The sequence below is a fragment of the Paenibacillus chitinolyticus NBRC 15660 genome (genome assembly GCF_000739915.1).
GTDB lineage: Bacteria > Bacillota > Bacilli > Paenibacillales > NBRC-103111 > Paenibacillus_F > Paenibacillus_F chitinolyticus.
The window spans coordinates 335,952-354,653 of record NZ_BBJT01000003.1 but is presented as its reverse complement, the minus strand read 5'-3'; the positions used below and the strand labels follow the sequence as shown (position 1 = coordinate 354,653).

The following is an 18,702-nucleotide window of genomic DNA, read 5'->3' as shown; positions in this document are numbered from 1 at the left end:
TTCTTTTGAGGCTTGCGATCTCGGTTCGGTCTTGTTGTTCAACTAAAAGGGAGGTTTACATCTATGTTAAAAAAAGCAGCGCTTCTGCTCACAGTCGCAGCGCTTGGCGTCACGACGGCGGCATGCGGCGGAGGAAAAGAGACCCAGACCGGCGGTACTTCGCCGGCACCGGCAGGAGGAGCCAAGCCGGCCATGCGCCAGCTTATGCAGTACGGTAATTTCGATCCGAACAAAGAATTCACCGCCAAAACGATTTCGGAGAAGACGGGCTATACGGTCAATTACGAGATGCTTCCGGCTGAAAATCCGGATGAGAAGCTGAACCTGCTGATGGCGAACAAAGAAGAATACGACGTGATGAAGCTGAGCGCGCCTCAATTCGAGAAGCTGGCTGCATCGGGTGCCCTGGAGCCGCTTGACGACCTGCTCGAAAAGCACGCTCCGAACATTAAAGCGGCCATCGACCCGGCTGCGTGGGAAAGCGCCAAGGTTAACGGCAAAATCTACGCCATTCCGGAAACGGGCTCCGGGCTCGCGGTCGGGGAAGAACTGGTTGTCCGCCAGGACTGGATGGATGAGCTGGGTCTGAAAACGCCGACGAACACGGACGAGCTGTATACGGTGTTGAAAACGATCAAGGAAAAGAAAAACATCGCCCCGCTTACAGGCTCCAAAGACTCGAAGGAATCCATTATCGGCGATATCGGCGCCGCCTTCGGCGTTACCGCGGACTGGGTGGACCAGAACGGAACGCTCGTCCATCAGGTAGAGACACCGGCGATGAAAGAATTCCTGACTTACATGAACAAGCTGTACAAAGAAGGCCTGATCGATCAGGAAATGCCGATCAATACGAGCGCCAAAGCGATCGAAAAGTTTTCCAGCGGCAAAGCGGCTATTTTCAAACAGGCTTACTGGAACGCGGGAACGACGGAGAAAGCGCTTAAAAAGAACGATCCGAACGCAAAAACGGCCATCATTCCTTTCCTGAAGGACAAATCCGGCAAAGCGTCCACGTTCGTCAAAGCGAACACGACCTGGTTCGTCACCATTCCGAAGGCTTCCAAGCATAAGGAAGATGCTATGAAATTTCTGGATCTGAAGCTGAAGCCGGATAATTTCATCGAAATTGCCATCGGCAAGCAGGGCGAGCACCATGAGATTAAAGACGGCAAATACTACCCGATTCTGCCGAAGTTCAACGACGAGCTCAACAATGGAAGCGGTTTCCTGACGGGTGTCGATTACAAGAAATATCCCGACTACTGGCAGGCCCGTGTTCGTAAAGATCCCGTTCTGCAAGCGTTCTTCGAACAGATCAACAAAAACGCCGAAGGCATCATCGTCACAGATCCGCTTGCCAAGGCGCCGCCGATTGCGGACATCTCCAAAAGCAAGCAGAAGCTCGACAAGTTCCAGACCGACAGCATGCTGAAATTTATCAGCGGAGCGGATCCGCTGTCCAATTACGATCAATTCTTGGCCAAATGGAAGGCCGATGGCGGCGATGCGATGATTAAAGCGGCCAACGAGTGGTTCAAAAGCGCCAAAAAATAACACACATCCAGAATCATTCACATCCGGCAGCGGCTTACGAGCGGCTGCCGTTTTGTTCACCGGCCACGGCCGGGTTCGACTCTACACTTTGAGAGAAAGAAGGGAGCCGCTATGAAAAGCTTGCTGCGCAAGTGGAATGGGATGATGATTATCGCTTTGGTGATTTCTTTGCTTACTCCCGCATGGGGAAAAGCCTCGGCACAAAGCTTCGGGCAAGAGAACGGGGGAGTTCGGCCCCAAGCCGCCGCCGGTGTGACGGATGATGTGTACGTCCTGTCGCAGGACGGTACGTTCCGGCTGCCGGTCGGGCACATCAACGTCAATGTCGATGCGCCGCCCCAGAAGACGAACTATGTGGCCCTGTTTACGAGCGGAGCCCAGGTGACGAATTCACCGGAGACCGACAAAGTATTCGTCAAGAAGACGAACACGGCGATTGCCGTGGATAAGCACGATCAGGTGATCCGCGTCATCGGGCCGACGGCTGTGCCGCCTACGGGCTCCACGTGGGAGGAGAACCAGAACTTGCCCGTACCGGAGGGCGGATACGTACTTCTCGCCAACGATTCTTCCTGGGGGACATCCGTAACCCGGAAACCGCTTTTCGAGCATTACAAAACCGGAGACACCGTGTCTTTACATAAAGGAGGACAAGTTGTGCACGCAGGCGATTTTCTGAACCCGGACCCGGGCCTGAATCTCGTGACGGCATCCGGCACGACGGTTACATCGCCTGATTTTACGGTATCGGGGCAGGTGATCCGCTACGGCAGCGGACAGGGAATCTCCTTGACCGTGAACGGGACGGAAGCCGCGCTGAAGGCGGATGGAGCTTTCCAAAGCGTGGTCCGGCTGACTGCGGGGACGAACGCCATTCCCGTCAAGCTGCTGAAAGACGGCCGGGAGATCGTGACGTCCACAGTAACGGTTACGTATAATGACGCTCAGCAGCCGGCTGATCTGATAGAAGTCGAGGCGGCGCCGATCGACATTACGATCAGCATCGAAGGCCCGCGCCACGCGATCGGCTACGTGGACCAGGATATCGCGGGAATCGACGACACCGTGGCGCTCTTCACGAACGATTGGGGGCCGCAGATTACCGTTCCCCAGTTTAACGTTGCGGTTCAAGTGGACGCGGGGAGCAAAGTGACGAAGGTCATCAACCCTTCGATAGACGGCAAAACCCCGGCCTGGACCGGTCCCACGGACCTTGAAATTCCGCCCGGAGGCTATGTGCTGGTCGCGCAGGACACGAGCTACGCCAGCAAAAACATCAAGAAATATTTGGCGACGTATTTCAAAGTCGGGGATGCGATCAAGCTCCGGAAGAATGGCTTCGCGGTCCCGGTCAAGGATCTGATGGGAACGGGAGGGCCGATTGCCCGGCTGACGCTCGACAATTACGCGATGTATACGGAGACGAAGCCGTCCACCGAGCTATCCGGAACGATTACGAATATGGACGATCCTTCGAAAATCGCGTTAACGGTAAACGGGACTCCGATTCCTTTTAGCCCGGACGGAAAGTTCAAGACTTCGTACACACTTGCCGAAGGCATCAATTACCTCGACCTCGCGGTTACGAAGGAAGGCAAAGAGCAGGACTCCAAGGATCTGGTCGTTTACAGCCGTCCGGGCTTTTCGACCGAGAAGAAGGTGATCCTGTGGGTCGATCAGGCCGCGAACGCAAGGAAATTCCAAACCAGTGACAATGTGGGGAATTTTTTGCGGACTGCGAAAGAGAACGGCGTGACTTCCGTCGTTTTTGACGTAAAAGGTGTGGAGGGGTACGTATCGTACAAGAAAAGTACGCTGACCGGCCGTCCGTACGTAAGCGAAATTAAAGCGCCCGAAAAAGCGGGCTCCAATCCCGATCTGGATCTGCTCCAGGAATTTATCCGCTACAGCCGCGAGCTGGGGCTCGATATCCACGTCGCCTTTAACATTTTCGCGGAGGGATCTATCGCCAGCAATGAATACGCGCTGCTGAACAGCCATCTCGACTGGGAAGAACGTGTGTACAATGCGGCGGACAAAGGGCAGATCAAACGTCTCCGCGAGTCGGCCAAGCAGGGCGCAGTCGCATTCGTGAATCCGTCCAATGACGAAGTGCGCGACTTCCAGCTCAAAACAATCGAGGAAGTGCTGCAAAATTACGACGTGGACGGCGTTGTATTGGACCGTGCCCGGTATGACAATGAAAGCGCGGATTTCAGTGACTTGACGAAAGCCAAGTTCGAATCGTTCCTCGGCGCGCGCGGCAAACAGCTTCAAAACTGGCCGGAAGACGTGTTCACTTACGCGGGCAATGAGCGCAAAGACGGTCCGCTTATCGGGGACTGGTGGGAATTCCGGTCGAAAACGATCAAAGGCTTTACCTCCGAAGTAAGGCAATTGGCCGACCGTTATAAAGCCGAAAAAGGCAAAAAGATCGACGTATCCGCCTATGTAGGCTCCTGGTTCGAATCGTATTACTTGAACGGGGTACACTGGGGCAGCACGGAATTCCGCTACGACGAGCGTCTGCGGATGAAAGACGAATCCGTTTACACGCCGGGTTACTATGAAAGCGGTTACGTAAAAAATCTCGATTTTATCATGATCGGCGCCTATCAGACGACCGCTCCCGAAATCGAGCATTACATAACACTCGGCAATATCGTAACGAACGGGGAAGTGCCGCTCTACGCCGGCATCGCCCTTACGAATGTGCAGGAACCGGCTCTCCAGCGGGAAGTTTTCCAGGCGGGTCTGGAAAATACGCACGGGCTTATGCTTTTCGACGCGTCACAGGTGAACTGGCCGGTGGCGGGCGCGGCTCTGCGCAATCTCGTTTACGTGAGAGACTATCAGCTCGGCATCTCCCTTCCGGACTCGTCCGATTCGTTCCTAGAGGGAAGTTACTACAACACGAATCTGATCGAAAATAATATCGGCGTGCTCACGGACACCTTCGGCTATTCGACCGGCAACAGCCGCTTCGGCGTGGAAGCGGTCGTGGACAGCTCCGGCAAAGTAACGGCTGTGCCGAACAAAACCCAGGCTATGACGTGGAACTGGGGCAAGCCGGAAGAGACCAACAGCGTCATCCCGAAAGGCGGCTTCGTCGTATCGACGCTTGACGCTTCCGGGATCCGCACTAAGCGGCAGCTTGTCGCGAACGCGTACAAGATCGGCGACTCCGTAAGATCGGCGGCTCTCAGCGGCTTCCTGCCGTACGAGGGGCTCAGGACTTCCGCCGAGACAGTGACGCTCCGGGGCAAAGTTGACGTCCTTGGGCCGGGCAAGGCAGCGGTCACCGTAAACGGGCAGGAGGCGGCGCTTCGGGAAGACGGGACATTCCAGGCCGATACAGCCATCCGTCCGGGAGCGAATCCGGTTGTCATCACCGTTCGGGTGGACGGGTTCAAGACGAATGAGAAAACCGTCACGATCATCGGGGATGAAACGGCGGCGAAATCATTGAAACTGGACCGCGGCACGTACAGCATGAACAAGGGCGAGAGTCTCCAACTGGCCGTCACCGCGGAATACCTTAATTCCGGCAAGGACGTGACGGGACAGGCGGCTTATGTTTCCCTCGACCCGTCCGTTGTCTCCGTGAACGCTTCCGGGCGGCTCACCGCTTTAAAAGAAGGCAGCGGCACCGTTCAGGCGACATACGAAGGCCATACCGCTACGGCCCGGGTGAGCGTAACCTCCGGGAGCACCGGCGGCGGCTCGGACACGGACTCCGGCACAGGTTCCGGTTCCGGCGGCGGGTCAGCCGGAGGAGGCGGAACCGCCCCGTCCGGACCGGAGCGCACGTCGGTGACGGAGACGAAAGGCTCCGACGGGCAAAACACGACGATCGTATCCGCGGATGCCAGCGTGATGGAGGCGGAAATCGCGGCGCTTCAGGGAAAGGCGGACCCGGTCCTTTCCTATGAGATCCCGGGCCGCGAGCCTGTGGGGATCGTATCGCTGCCGGGGACGGCGCTTCGCAAGGCGGCTGCCGGATCACCGGACGCGATCCTCAGCGTGAGATCGCACCTCGGCGCAATCGAGCTTCCGGCTGGCCTGCTGCTCGCGGACCTTCCCGCAGATGGCAGCTTCGATCTGCTTGTGCAGATCGCAAGGACGGCAGCGGGAGAGACCGCGGAAATTGCCGCCCGGGCGGCGAAAGAAGGCATGCAGGTACAGGGCATGCCGGTTGGTTTCCGCGTTTCGCTGAAAAGCGGAGGCGAAACGAAGGAAATCGGCGGCTTCGGAAGCTACGTCCGAAGAACCGTAAACTTGCCGGGAGCGGTTGATCCTGACCGCGCCACGGTGGTGAAGCTGGACCCGGCCACAGGAATGTTCCGCTTCGTGCCGTCCCGCTTCGAAACGTCCGGGGGCGCGCAGCGGTCCGTGATCCGCGACAGAAGCGGGGGAACCTACGCGGTGGTTACCTCCGATGTCAGTTTCTCCGACCTTGCGTCCCACTGGTCGCGCAAGGATGTCGAACTGCTGGCCGCGAAGCGTATCGTCGACGGCATGGAAGGCGGCGCCTTCTTGCCGGACGAAGCGCTGACGCGGGCACAGTTCGCGGCCCTGCTGACGCGGGCGCTCGCGCTCGATGCGGCGCCGGCCGCGGCGGACTTCACCGACATCCCCGGTGACGCGTGGTATGCCGGTGCCGTCGGCGCGGCCGTTCAGGCCGGGCTCGCGGACGGCTTCGAGACCGGGGAGTTCCGCCCCGTGGAGGTTCTGACACGCGAGCAGATGAGCGTGCTGCTCATGCGCGCCATGAAGCTGGCCGGTGTCCGGACGGCGGACTCCGCGGCGGGCGTGCTGGCGGACTTCGCGGACCGGGGCGAAATCTCCGGCTGGGCGGCCGGTGCCGTCTCGCAGGCGGTGGATGCCGGCCTGCTGAACGGGCGCGGGGACGGGCGCTTCGTGCCCGGCGGCACGGCTACCCGCGCGGAAGGCGCGGCTGTACTGAAACGGCTGCTGCAGACAGCCGGTTTCGTGAACTAAGCGCTTCTGCGCACATAAGGCTCCGTCGGCACACGTGCCGGTTTAAGCTCGGAAAGGCGCATACCACTCAGGTATGCGCCTTTTTGATAGTGCGTTTTCAGCCGATTCACGAATTTCGTCCTTCAGGGTGAGCGGATACAACGCGACCGATAACAGGATGACAAACAGCGATGTTTCGAGGATAGGTTTAAAACGTGCCAGGGACCGGTTTCTTTCCTCTATGATCCAATAAGCCGTATGATTAGCTGCCCCGATCCCGCCGTTTGCTTCCGGAATCAGACTTTAGGTATAATTTTGCGACAGGCTTATGGCGGCAACTAGAGCACGAAGAAGGAGAATTAAAACGGCTTTCGAGTAAACGGCATCCGTTTGTATAGCAAGACAGGAGCAGCCGTCCTATTCTAAAGATTTCTAAATCTCAGATCTGGAAAATGGATCTTAAAAAGGAATTTTGTTCCTAACGGCGAATAACAGTAATTTCCGTTTAAAGACGGGACATTTTTCAAAGCGGAGAAGGGCCGGAGAATGAATAGGGCCGTGCAGGCGGATCAAGATCCGTAAGCAGCCGAATTTTAAGGAGGAACTAACCAATGAACGAAAGTACGCGTAATTGGCCGGAGGAGCTTCTTGAGCTTCTCGGGCAGACGGAATTAACCGTGAATAAGATCGGATACTCCGGAGATCACGTCTATCATGTGAAGGAGTACAAGGGAGCCCCCGCCTTTCTGAAAATCGCCCCCAGCATCTGGTGGAGAACGCTCCAGCCCGAAATTGAAGCGCTCGCTTGGCTGGACGGGAAGCTCCCGGTCCCCAAAATTCTATACACGGCCGAACACGGCGGGATGGACTACTTGCTGATGGAGGCGCTCCCCGGAAAAGACGGCTCTCACGAAACGATCCAGGCGAAGCCGGAATTTTTTGTGAAGCTGTACGCGGAAGGGCTCCGAAACATACACGGCCTCGATATCCGCGAATGTCCGCTGTCGAACGGGCTGGAGAAGAAGCTCCGGGATGCGAAAAGGATCGTCGATGAGAGCCTGGTGGACCCGACCGATATAAAAGAGGAGTACGATTGCACGCCGGAGGAATTGTATCAACAATTGATCGCCAAAAAGCCGGCAACCGAAGATCCGGTTTTTGCGCACGGAGATTACTGTGCACCGAATCTGATTATCGCCGGAGAGAAGCTGACGGGGTTTATCGATCTCGGACGTGCGGGCGTGGCGGACCGTTATCAGGACATCAGCCTGGCGATCCGCAGCCTCCGGCACGACTACGGCGACGACCGCTACAAAGCGCTCTTCCTGGAACTTTACGGACTAGACGGGCTGGACGAGGACAAGGTCAAGTATTACATCTGGCTGGATGAATTTTTTTGAACAACCTAGAAGAGGAGGCGGCCCGATGCTGTATCATTTCAGCGAAGAACCCGATATCCCGGCTTTCCTTCCCCGGAAGCCGCAGGGATGCGAAGATTTGCCGCCTGTAGTCTGGGCGGTGGACGAAGGCCACGCGCATCTATACTACTTCCCTAGAGAGTGCCCGCGCATCGTCTATACGCTAACCGGCGATGTCGGCGAGGAGGATAAGCGGCTGTTGTTCGGGCCGGCTGCCTCCGATACGGTCATCGCGATCGAGAGCGCCTGGCTGGAGCGGCTGAGACAAACGGTTCTGTACCGGTACACCTTCGAAGAGCGGGACTTCCGTCTGCTCGATGCGACAGCGGGCTATTACACGGCCGAAGAGCCGGTAACGCCTGTGTCCGTCGAGCCGGTTGGGGATCTGCTGGACAAGCTGGCGGCGACGGGAGCCGAACTGCGGATTGTGCCGAATCTGAATCCCTTGCGCGACGCTCTTTTGGCTTCGTCCGTTTCGCTTTTTTCGGTGATTCGTTTCCGCAATGCGCAGCCTCCCGAGTAGATTCAACCCTCGCTATTTTCTTTCTTTATACTTGCCTGTATGAGAGATGTTTACCTTCACGTCGATCTTCTCTATAGAGTCTTTGTCCAGCGGAAATTCTTTTCCTTTAAAATGCGTTTTCCATACGTCCGGGTATTTGCGGTACAGCGTTTCGCTTAGCTTCAGTACATCGACACGCTTTTTGATTCCTTTATGGAAGGACATAAGGATCTCGTTTTTGATGTCGGTCTCGGCTGCGGTTTCAATTTCCGCCTCCGTCGCGCGCTCCCGGAATTCGTCGATAAACGCTTTGATTTCCATTGAAATGGTAAATCGTATTTTTTCGTTTACGACATGAGCGTCGACTTTATATTTGGGGCTTTCCAAAATAAGCGCGACGATAGGGTGTTCTTTGGGAACGCTTAGAGGGGTACGCTCCAGTTTCGTTTGAAGCCAGCGTGCTCCTTTCAAGTCTTCCTGCGACAGCCAAGCGGTGTATTTGGTACCGTTGAAAAAATAAGCGCCGTTTATTTCGTATAAGGAAACTTTCGACCGGTCCTCTTCCCATACGACGGAGTTGGCCGTGAGTGAAGGCAGCATGGTCGAATTGCCGGCTTCGTTTAGATTGGCTATAAATTTGTACCCGTAAACGGGCAGGATCAATGATTTTTGGGAAAAGTACTGCTCGGGACGCGTCAATAAGGACTCGATCGGCGAAAAATTAAGCATGGACGTCAGGGACAACATCTTATCCAGGGGCTTGTTCGTGCCGTAGAACAAAATGTTGTACCGGATCTCGCGGTACCGGTTGAGCATGTCGTAGACGTCCGGGAGCCCTTTTTTCATCAAAGCTTCGCTTACGATGACGGCTTTGACATGTCCCCAAAACAAGCGCAGCTGAGAGGTGGAGTAGATGGACGTAAGCGACTCCGATACGGTCTTCCCTTCACCGCGGCCGACCCAGATCGGAATACGGGTTCCGACCTGGTTGTTTTCGCTTTTGGCAATATTGGAGAAGTTCAGGATCTGGACATACGTGATATATTTTCCGTCTGCGTAATCGATGCCCAAGGCTGTCGCATAAGCCATCGTCTGGAGGTCTTTGGAGTTCCAGCAGCCGGTCAGCAGCAGAAGGATACCCAGCCAGGCGCTCCTTTTTACGATACTCACGGGTTATCCTCCTTCTTATGGTTCTTGTCCTGCGTATGCAGATTTTTGGGCCTTCCGGTCATCAAGGACCAGGGAAGACGCATAAAGGCGGGCACCCAGTTGCTGTAAATGGGCGGCGAGAACGGGGACAGATAGGGAACCCCGAACGATCTCAGCTTGGACAAATAAACCGTCACCACGATAATCCCCATGATAAGTCCGAACATGCCGAGCAGGCAGGAAAGGAAGAACAGGAAAAACCTCAGCAGACTGACGGCTGAGCTTAAGTTCTGGTTGACCAGGGTGGCGTTGCTTACGGCCGTAATGGCGCCGACTACGACTACTGAAGGGGAGACGAGCCCCGCCCGAATGGCTGCGTCGCCGATAATGAGGCCGCCCACTACGGTCAATACCTGACCGATGGCGCTGGGCAGACGAATTCCCGCTTCGCGGAAAACTTCCAGCAGGATCAGGAGGATCAGGAGCTCGAACTGCCCGGAGAAGGGCAGGCCGAGACGGGCGATCGTGATGGTGGCGAGCAGCCTGAACGGAACCTGGTCCTGATGAAAAGCGGCCAGCGAAACCCAGAAACCCGGCAGCAGTACACACAGGAAAATGCTGAGTATCCGAACCAGACGGGAAAAAGACGTATAGTAGAAATTATTATGCAGATCCTCGGGCGATTTAATCTGCATAGCCATGGTTGAGGGCGCGATCAGCACCATAGGATTGCCGTCGACAATCAGGACGAATCGGCCGTTGAGGAGAGCGCTGACGGCAAAATCGGGTCGTCCCGTGTAATCCATCAGGGGCATCAGGGAAAACTTCTGGTCCGTGACCATCTCCTCGATTTGGGAAATGCTGTAGATGCCGTCTACATCAATGGACTCCAGCCGGCTGCGAACTTCAAGGAGCACTTCGGGCGAGAGGATGTCCCGGACATACATCAAGGCCACCTTGGTTTTCGTCCTTCTGCCGATCACAAATTTCTCGCAGCACAACGTATGGCTGCGGATTCTCTTGCGGATTAAGGCGATACTAACCGAAAGGTTCTCCACGAAACCGTCCCTCGGTCCTTTAATGGACAGTTCCGTATTGGATTCTTCCGGCTTCCGCTCCGGCAAACTGCTTATATTCATAAGGAAAGCCGAGCGAAGATGCGGGAAAACAAGCAGCAGCTTGCCTTCAAACAAGCTCTCCGAGATCGTATCGGCCGTAATGGGACCGGCAAAGGGAAGAAGCGGCAGACAAGAGCTTAGGACGGTCCCGGCCGTCGGGAAGCCTTGATCCCTGTCAAAGGCCATTTCAAGCCCGGGCAAAACCAGCTCGCCGATGAGCTGGCTGTTGCTGGTAGCCTCGCCGTACAGTAGAAGAACTTCCGCAGAGTTCGGGCCGTTTTCCCCGAAAGTATGGGGAAGCAGAACGACATCTTCACTCTGGTCGAACAAATGCTCGAGCTGTCCGGCTGTCCATATTTCGGCATTGCCGCTGCTTGGTACCATCAGGAAGTCCCCTCCTTGCCCGTTTTAGTCGTGACGGATATAAGCGTCCATACTAGGGTCGAGCCCAGTATCACAATAAGAGACAGGTGAAAGTAATACCGGTGCATGAATTCATACAGATTTTGTTGGGTAATCGGCAGCAGGGTTATGAGCAGGTAACTTAACGCCATGCAGGCGATAAAGCGGTTCCGGTATTTCGCCCGCTTAAAGGGGAGCAGATCCCCGAGCAGAAACAAGGATAAGCTGATTCTGACCATAGTTCCTGCCAGCCACTGGAAGACGGAGAAAAAATCGACATGCTCGATGGAGTCTCCCACTTTGACGAGCCGCCACTGTTCATAGGGCGATTCCGCCTGCTTCGCGGCCTCCTCAGGCCCGAACTCGGTGATGGCGCCGACGAGGGGACCCAGCATGATGTGAATGAACAGCAGGGCCAGGACGAGCAGCTGCCAGCTCTTGATTCTCGTTTTCAAATGCTGTTGAAGGGTAAGGATAAGAACGAATTCCATAAAACCGCTGCCTGCATAAATCATCCCGTTCATAACCGGGTTCATGCCGAACTCCAGCATGGGAAAGAGCCGATCGTATTCTTTGTTGGGCATGTTGGCTATCATGACGAAGTAACCGAGCACAATCACGAACGGCAGGAGAACACCCGCACTGATCGCGATCGTCCGCAGCCCCGATATCGCGCAGTACGCGCACACCGCAATGAGAGTTAGGCTTAAAGCGAAGTGCGGAGTGGCCGGCAGGTAATTCGTAACCGTCCAGATGCTTGTGTGCAGCAGCGTCGTCATGCCGATCAGGTAGATTTGAATGTACAACGGGACAATTAGAATCCAGGAGACGACCGGATGCGTCCGCTGCGCCAGCCATGGCTGAAGTTTTTGCTGCCCGGATTTTTTCATGAAATAAACGAGAAGAAGACACCACGGGAGAAGGAACAAGGCGGAGAAAATGGGAACGAGCCAGGCATCCCGGCCTGAAGCATCCAGAACAATGGGATTGAGAATAACGTGATTCATCAGTCCGTTAACGAGCAGAAGAAGCATGGCGAGCTGTAAAAACGATATTTTGCCGCCTGATTGTGCCATAGGACCACCGCCTTCCCCGAGTGATAACGGGCTGCTACACAGCCGCTTCCATAGGGTTTGCAGGAAGTGGAAAATCTATGTCCTTTCCGGACAGGTTTTAGGAAAAATGATGGAATAACGTCTAAAATAGACAAGGACTACTGTCTACGGACCGGTAACCGGCGGGATGCAAAGAGGCAGGTAAACAAAGGAGTCGCACAGGAATAGCAAAGTGAAAATCAATTTGCCGATACGGGATTTCGAAGTACACGATGCTTCTTTTTACGACAAAAGCGGGTTTCAGCCGTGCCCCGGCGGTCTGTGGAAAAGTGGATCAAATTGACAATGATAATCTTTATCAATTACAATGAAGCTATATTTCATAAATAAGGAAGTGTATCTTCATGTTCATTCAAACGAGATCCGTCGTAGTGGAAAAAGGAAATGCCGAGCAGGTTGTCGAGCGTTTCAGCAAAGAAGGCGCCATTGACAGCCGCGAAGGTCTTATCGACGTCAGCGTGATGGTTAACCGTTCGAAGAAAGAGAACGAGGAAGTGCTGATCCTGATCCGCTGGGAGTCGGAAGAGGCCTGGAAGAACTGGGAGAAGAGCGAAGAGCATATCCAGGGGCACCGCCAGAACAGAGGACAGCCGAAGCCTGAGTATATTATCTCTACCAGCGTAAATTCCTATGAGCTGAAAAAGAGAAAGATCGGCAAAGCAGGCCAATAAGACACACAAATGCACCTCGCGTGCATGTACATATCCGTTTCGGATGAGTGTTACTCCGCCGGCCCCCGGACTCTTCCGAGTGCCGGGAGCTGCGGGAACGCCGCAGGACGGAACAAAGAAAGCCGCCGATAGGCGGCTTTTTTTCGTTTTGGGAGACCTCATTCGTCCCGACCCGTCCGAGAGCCGGGCGGGAGATAAGGCTGCCTTCGGAAAGTGAGGGCTTAGAGGGAACGGGACAACGCAAGCAGCTTGTTCATCGTGTTCCAGTTCCGCGTCGTTGCGGGGGTTTTCAGCTTGTGCAGGCTGGCGGCAAGCTTGGAATCGCGAATGCTCTGATGAAACAGAAGGTAGACGTCGCGTCCTGCCGTCTGATATTCCTCCAGGCGGGGGTCCGGCTCAGGCACACGCCCCAAATCTTCCGGAGCAGGCCGGTCTGCCAGCAGCGTCACGTAAATGCTCTCGCCTTCTTTCAGGTCTGCCGCGTCGTAGGGACAGTTCCGGATAATCTGCTCCCATTCTTCCGCCGTTCGTATAATAACGGAGACCTGAAAGCCGAAGACGGCGGCGATTTCATCTTCAATCCGCCCCCGGAGCGCCTCTTCAGAATTCGCGAGGTCTGAACGGAACAGAACGTTGCCGCTTTGGATATAGGTTTTTACCGCGAGAAAGCCCATCGCTTCAAACATGTTCTTGAGTTCGGCCATTTTGATCAGCTTCTGGCCGCTTACGTTAATTCCTCTCAATAAGGCGAGGTACGTCGTCATGATTCAGCCCCGATTCTTTTTTTGATCCAGTATAGCATGTACGGGCCGTGAAGTGAGAGTGAGAGAGAACGGGGCAACCGTCATTTCGCCGTCAATTCCGAATATTTCCATATAGGGAGTGCCTCAGGCGATCGGCATCACGAATACATCTCAGGGCGAAACGAATAATCGAGTCGGAACGAACAACTTCTGGATGAGCGCCGCATGTTCCTATTATGCGGAATACTACAAGTATAGTCCCGAAGGGGCTACGGTAAGCAGCCATTTGACCATCCAAAACAACCCGTAGGGTTCATAAATGAGATCAGGAAAGCCGCAGCCAATGCGGCTTTTTCTTTTTATAAACCGCCAAACTCCCCGCCGATGACCTGGCTCTTGCGGTATTCGCCGGGCGGAAGTCCCGTCATCTTCTTGAACATCCGGTTGAAGGAGGTGACGTTGCGGTAGCCGATTCTCACGCTGATCTCCTGCACGCTCAAACCGGTACCGCCGAGCAGTTCCTTCGCCCTGCGGATGCGGATGGCGTTCAGTTGTTCGCTGAAATTGGCGCCCGTCTTCTCCTTGATATAGACGGATAAGTAGGCGGCCGACAAGTTCAGCCTATCCGCCAGCAGATCGAGCGAAATATCGTTCGCGAATTTGTTCTCCAGCTCGTTCATCACGAATTCGATGACGGAATCCCGCTCTTCCTTGCCCGCCGCGATAATCCCGGCCGCCTCCTTGAACATCTGCGCGTAGAACCGCCTGAACTGGTCGGGCGTGTAGCAGGTTCTCAGCCGGCGCCGGTGCCGCTCCTGGAAGGAGAGGGCTTCCTCCGGGCCGCAAGCCCCGCCGCAGGCGCAGGCCGCTTCGCAAGGCGTGCCAGGATCTCCGCCGCAGGTAGTGGCCGTCCCGGACACCGCAGGGCCGGCTCCGCCGGTGCCCTCGCCTTTTCCGGCTGCGGCGGCTCTTTCGGCCGCGCCCCCGTCCGGAGGCGTTTCCGCCGGACGGTGGGCGCTCGCATCCGTCGCAGGAGACGCCTGGCGCGGATCGGCGCCCGAATCCGGCCGCGCCACAGCGGCTGCGGCGGCGCGGCCGTACGGCTCGACGGCTCTCGCGGCGCGGAGCAGGATGCTCTCGGCGATTTGCCGGTACTGCGCGAGTCCCGCGTCTTTCTTCTCCATCTGCTCCACGACGCGTTCCGTCAGCGACACGCAGTGGGCGAGATTTCCCGCCTGGATGTGCCGGAACAGCTCCTGCTCCTGGGCAGGGGTCGGCGCATAAGGAGGTGAAACGCGGTAGCTGCGGATAATCTGGCACTCGTCCAGAGGCCGGGCCTGCTGCGCCATTTCCTGCGCCTGCCTGTAGGCGGCGTTGAATTGGCTGGAGCCTTGGTGAACCGAACCGACGGCAAGCGTGACGAGAAAATAATCTTTGTCCCGGTCCAGGATAGGCTTCAGCTTTTCCAGCGCTTCTCCGAGTTTTTCCGGCTCATCCCCGCCTTTTACAAGTGTCAAAATCTGATTCGTGTCGATCTGAAACGTGTGCGAATGAGGGAGATGCTCGGTCATGACGACGTTGATATACTCCCGGATATAATAGGCGATCCGGTCCGGCCGCGAGTGGCTTTCGGGAACGGTCCCTTCTTTGAAATGAAGCTGGGCCAGCACGAGGCGGAACGGGTCGTCCATTTCCGCGATGTCCTGCCAGTCGTTGATATTCGATGTAATCGCTTTCAATTTATTGATGTATCCGAAGCTGGTCAGAAGCGACTTTTTTCCGAGAAGCTCCTTCTGGACGGCTTCTTTTTCCTGCATCAGCTCGTGGAGGTTCTGATGGATCAGGTCGAATTCGCGGATCGCGCTCTTCGGCCGGACAGGGTCCCGGCTCACAATGGAGCTGAGCATCTGTTTGACGGGCCGGTGAATTCTGCGGCTGAAGAACAGCGAGGCCGCAATGCCGAGCAGAAGGGCGACGGCAAAAATAAGCAGCAGCGTCAGGCTCGCGTTCCGCACTTTAGCCGTGATATTCGCGTAAGGCAGCGCCGTGACATACGTAAGCCGGGTGAGCGGGTCTTTTTCGGCAAAAAAATACGTGTCGCCCGCCTTCGCATACCCGGCTCCTTCCGGTCCGAAGGAAGGGATATCTCCGGCGCCGAAGGCGGAGGAAGACCGGTACAGCAGGGAGGCGTCTTCTCGGAGAATCATAAACTCCCGGCTGTCTCCGGGACCGTAGAACGCTTCCTGCAGAGCTCGGGCGTCCAGGAGGGCGACGATCTGATAATTGGAGCCGGGCATGCGGAACGAGAACGGGATCAGCCCGACATCCACCGACGAGTTTAAGGTTGTCACGTTGAACGACGACTGCGGATGCAGCACGTAGTTGCCGCTTCGCGCAAACTGTTCCTTCCAATAAACAAGCGGATAATCCGCGCTCCGGTAAAAGCGCTCGAACAGCATCGGCGCGCTTACGCTGCCTTCTTTTTCCACGATCAGCGAATGCGAATCGTAATACACCAGCAGATTATTCAAGTAAAACATCGGATTGTAAGCCTGCGCGCGGACCGTTTTCAGAACCTCGGACGCTTTCCAATAGTCGATGTCCGGCTCTGCCTTCGTCAGCAGCTGGCGGTTGAACGCCACGACCGTTTCGTTCGAATAGAGGTCGAACAGCATCGTTTTGATCCGTTCGAAATGGGTCTCGTACCGTTCGGCCGTATTTTTAAGCATCAGTCGGTTGTACTGGATAATTTCGTTTTGCATGCTTTTGTTAAAGAAATAGACGGACACTCCGTTAAAAACGGAAAACAACAGCAGAATGCCGAGAAAGCTGAAAAATAGTTTGTAGACCAGCGAATGCCGGTTAAGCAGGACCCGTTTCAAGCGCATCAAGCTCCCTTTCCGTGTTGTCTTCTTATTTTATCTAAAGAAAGCCGGAGGACAAATAAGCCTTTTTTTAGATTCTTATCTTTTTTTTATCCGGCGAATCTGGGGCCAAGGAGATAAAGAAGTGTAAATACCCGTCGGCGGCTCCGTTTGCTATGCTCCGGAAAGAATACATGAAAAGTGGGGTGGGGATTTGTCACAAGAAGCGTCATCGTCACAAACAGCGGCTCCGGCATCGGCCCCGGCCGCTTCGGCCGTCCGTAAACCGAAACGATCCGCGTTCTTTAAACGGGTCCGGAGAAACTGGGATCTGTATCTGCTTATCATGCCGGTCCTCGTCTTCTTCCTGGTGTTCGAGTATTTTCCCATGTACGGCGTACAAATTGCCTTTAAAAATTTTATCGCGACCAAAGGAATCTGGGGCAGCCCGTGGGTGGGCCTCAAACATTTCGAGCGGTTCTTCGAAAGCTATTATTTCTGGCGGCTGCTGACGAATACGCTGGGCATCGGTCTCTACCAGCTTGTCGTCGGTTTTCCGGTTCCGATTATTTTGGCCCTGATGATCAATGAAGTCCGCTCCAAAAAGTTCAGCAAGTTCGTCCAGACGGTCACGTACGCGCCGCATTTTCTGTCCACGGTCGTTCTGGTGGGCATGGTCTTTATCTTTCTCTCGCCGCAGACCGGCCTGCTGAATATGGCCGTGACGTGGTTCCGGGGGGAACCCGTTAACTTTCTGACCGATCCCGCCTGGTTCAAAAGCGTCTACGTCCTGTCCGGCGTCTGGCAGCAGATGGGCTGGAGTTCCATCATTTATTTGGCTGCCCTTACGGGAATCGACCCGCAGCTGCACGAGGCGGCGAGGGTGGACGGGGCAAGCCGCTGGCAGCGCATCCGGCATATCAATCTGCCGGGCATCATGCCGACAGTCACCATTTTGCTCATTCTGAATATGGGGTCTCTGCTCGGCGTCGGATTCGAGAAAGTATATCTGATGCAAAATTCGCTGAACATGCAGGCATCCGACGTCATTTCCACGCATGTGTACCAGAAAGGGATTATCGACGGTCAATACAGCTATTCGGCTGCGGTCGGCCTGTTTAATTCCGTCATTAACTTTATTCTGCTGCTAACCGTGAACCGGATCGCCCGCAAAGTCAGCAGCACCAGCTTGTGGTAGAAAGGAGGACTGCCCGATGAATACCATTCAAAGCACCCGGGAAAAAGCGTTCGACTGGGCCGTGTATGCGCTGCTCACGATCGTATCCCTGATTGTGCTGTATCCCCTTGTCTTCGTTCTGGTCGCCTCCTTTAGCAGTCCCGAAGCCGTCATGCGGGGAGAAGTGTGGCTGTGGCCCAAGGACATCACGTGGATGGGCTATACGAAAATTTTTCAGAACAACGAAATTTTGACGGGGTACTTGAACACGATCGTCTATACGGTCGTCGGTACGGCGATCAATCTGATTCTGTCCGTTGCGGCCGCTTACCCGCTCTCGCGCAAAGATTTTGCCGGACGGAACGCGATTTCCGCCCTCATGGTGTTTACGATGTTTTTCAGCGGAGGCATGGTTCCGACCTATCTGCTTGTGAAAAACCTGAGCATGCTCAACACGATGTGGGCGCTCGTCATCCCGGGGGCCGTGTCCGTGTATAACATCATCATCATGCGCACCTTTTTCCAGAGCTCGATCCCCGGCGAAATGCAGGAAGCGGCCTCGATCGACGGCTGCTCCAACCTCGGCATTCTGTGGAAAATCGTGCTGCCGCTTTCGATGCCGATCATTGCCGTGATGATCTTGTTTTACAGCGTGGGCCACTGGAATTCGTATTTCAGCGGACTGATGTATTTGACCGACCGCGACAAGTATCCGCTCCAGCTCTTCCTGCGCGAAATTCTCATCCAGGGGCAGATGCAGGAAATGCTCGGGGTCGGAGACGATTCTCATGCCCGGAATGTGATGGAGGGCGAAGCGATCAAATATGCCGTCGTCATTGTGGCCAATCTGCCGGTGCTGATGCTGTACCCGTTCCTGCAGCGGTATTTTGTCAAAGGTGTCATGATCGGCTCGGTCAAAGGCTGATTTTGAATGAACGGAAAACTTCTCGGGTCCGCCGGGGCTGACACCCCGGCTGCCGATAGATACAATGGATTAAGGGAGGAA

The 18,702-nt window shown here is 55.4% G+C and carries 12 protein-coding genes; 7 read left to right on the top strand and 5 right to left on the bottom strand.

The window, feature by feature from the left end; genetic code table 11:
- Nucleotides 1-63 precede the first annotated feature (63 nt).
- The 4 genes from PCH01S_RS06810 to PCH01S_RS06795 all read left to right on the top strand — a co-directional run bounded on the left by PCH01S_RS06810 (nt 64) and on the right by PCH01S_RS06795 (nt 8,478).
- Complete coding sequence (locus PCH01S_RS06810) at nt 64-1,557, top strand: extracellular solute-binding protein (RefSeq protein ID WP_042227924.1); 1,494 nt, start codon at nt 64-66, stop codon at nt 1,555-1,557.
- 111 nt (nt 1,558-1,668) lie between these two features.
- A complete protein-coding gene (locus PCH01S_RS06805; protein ID WP_042227923.1) occupies nt 1,669-6,558 on the top strand; it encodes an S-layer homology domain-containing protein in 4,890 nt (1,629 codons plus the stop codon).
- Nucleotides 6,559-7,148: 590 nt separating this feature from the next.
- Entirely contained in the window at nt 7,149-7,937 is a 789-nt protein-coding gene (gene aph(3')-IVa, locus PCH01S_RS06800; RefSeq protein WP_042227921.1) for an aminoglycoside O-phosphotransferase APH(3')-IVa, read from the top strand.
- Between the two features lie 25 nt (nt 7,938-7,962).
- Nucleotides 7,963-8,478: a DUF6886 family protein gene (locus PCH01S_RS06795; protein WP_042227920.1), complete on the top strand. Its 516-nt coding sequence runs from the start codon at nt 7,963-7,965 to the stop codon at nt 8,476-8,478.
- 12 nt (nt 8,479-8,490) lie between these two features.
- Here PCH01S_RS06795 and PCH01S_RS06790 read toward each other — a convergent pair whose 3' ends face one another.
- Genes PCH01S_RS06790 through PCH01S_RS06780 form a run of 3 tightly spaced genes read right to left on the bottom strand, consistent with a single transcriptional unit; the run spans nt 8,491 to nt 12,202 of the window.
- A complete protein-coding gene (locus PCH01S_RS06790) occupies nt 8,491-9,627 on the bottom strand; it encodes a Ger(x)C family spore germination protein (RefSeq protein WP_042227918.1) in 1,137 nt (378 codons plus the stop codon).
- On the bottom strand, nt 9,624-11,108 hold the full coding sequence (locus tag PCH01S_RS06785) for a spore germination protein (protein WP_042227916.1): 1,485 nt from the start codon (nt 11,106-11,108) through the stop codon (nt 9,624-9,626). Before PCH01S_RS06785 ends, PCH01S_RS06790 begins: the two co-directional genes overlap by 4 nt.
- On the bottom strand, nt 11,108-12,202 hold the full coding sequence (locus tag PCH01S_RS06780) for an endospore germination permease (RefSeq protein WP_042227915.1): 1,095 nt from the start codon (nt 12,200-12,202) through the stop codon (nt 11,108-11,110). Before PCH01S_RS06780 ends, PCH01S_RS06785 begins: the two co-directional genes overlap by 1 nt.
- 383 nt (nt 12,203-12,585) lie before the next feature.
- On the opposite strand from PCH01S_RS06780, the gene PCH01S_RS06775 reads away from it, so the two are divergent.
- A complete protein-coding gene (locus PCH01S_RS06775; RefSeq protein ID WP_042227914.1) occupies nt 12,586-12,912 on the top strand; it encodes an antibiotic biosynthesis monooxygenase in 327 nt (108 codons plus the stop codon).
- 221 nt (nt 12,913-13,133) lie between these two features.
- Here the strand turns inward: PCH01S_RS06775 and PCH01S_RS06770 are convergent, their stop codons facing one another.
- Together PCH01S_RS06770 and PCH01S_RS06765 are read right to left on the bottom strand one after the other, a co-directional pair.
- Nucleotides 13,134-13,676, bottom strand: a complete 543-nt coding sequence (locus PCH01S_RS06770) for a DUF1697 domain-containing protein (RefSeq protein WP_042227913.1) — start codon at nt 13,674-13,676, stop codon at nt 13,134-13,136.
- Nucleotides 13,677-14,014: 338 nt separating this feature from the next.
- Nucleotides 14,015-16,543, bottom strand: coding sequence for a helix-turn-helix domain-containing protein (locus PCH01S_RS06765; protein ID WP_042227911.1), 2,529 nt, complete (start codon nt 16,541-16,543; stop codon nt 14,015-14,017).
- A gap of 190 nt (nt 16,544-16,733) precedes the next feature.
- Here PCH01S_RS06765 and PCH01S_RS06760 point away from each other — a divergent pair, with 190 nt between their 5' ends.
- Both PCH01S_RS06760 and PCH01S_RS06755 read left to right on the top strand, forming a co-directional pair.
- Nucleotides 16,734-17,717, top strand: coding sequence for an ABC transporter permease (locus PCH01S_RS06760; RefSeq protein WP_042227909.1), 984 nt, complete (start codon nt 16,734-16,736; stop codon nt 17,715-17,717).
- Nucleotides 17,718-17,733: 16 nt separating this feature from the next.
- A complete protein-coding gene (locus tag PCH01S_RS06755) occupies nt 17,734-18,621 on the top strand; it encodes a carbohydrate ABC transporter permease (RefSeq protein ID WP_042227907.1) in 888 nt (295 codons plus the stop codon).
- Nucleotides 18,622-18,702: the final 81 nt, after the last annotated feature.

What these genes read in the sequence shown, in the direction of transcription:
- PCH01S_RS06795 (WP_042227920.1), top strand. Translation starts at nt 7,963, where the DNA reads ATGCTGTATCATTTCAGCGAAGAACCCGATATCCCGGCTTTCCTTCCC.
- PCH01S_RS06770 (WP_042227913.1), bottom strand. Translation starts at nt 13,676, where the DNA reads ATGACGACGTACCTCGCCTTATTGAGAGGAATTAACGTAAGCGGCCAG.
- PCH01S_RS06765 (WP_042227911.1), bottom strand. Translation starts at nt 16,543, where the DNA reads ATGCGCTTGAAACGGGTCCTGCTTAACCGGCATTCGCTGGTCTACAAA.
- PCH01S_RS06755 (WP_042227907.1), top strand. Translation starts at nt 17,734, where the DNA reads ATGAATACCATTCAAAGCACCCGGGAAAAAGCGTTCGACTGGGCCGTG.
- PCH01S_RS06775 (WP_042227914.1), top strand. Translation starts at nt 12,586, where the DNA reads ATGTTCATTCAAACGAGATCCGTCGTAGTGGAAAAAGGAAATGCCGAG.
- PCH01S_RS06805 (WP_042227923.1), top strand. Translation starts at nt 1,669, where the DNA reads ATGAAAAGCTTGCTGCGCAAGTGGAATGGGATGATGATTATCGCTTTG.
- PCH01S_RS06780 (WP_042227915.1), bottom strand. Translation starts at nt 12,202, where the DNA reads ATGGCACAATCAGGCGGCAAAATATCGTTTTTACAGCTCGCCATGCTT.
- PCH01S_RS06810 (WP_042227924.1), top strand. Translation starts at nt 64, where the DNA reads ATGTTAAAAAAAGCAGCGCTTCTGCTCACAGTCGCAGCGCTTGGCGTC.
- PCH01S_RS06785 (WP_042227916.1), bottom strand. Translation starts at nt 11,108, where the DNA reads ATGGTACCAAGCAGCGGCAATGCCGAAATATGGACAGCCGGACAGCTC.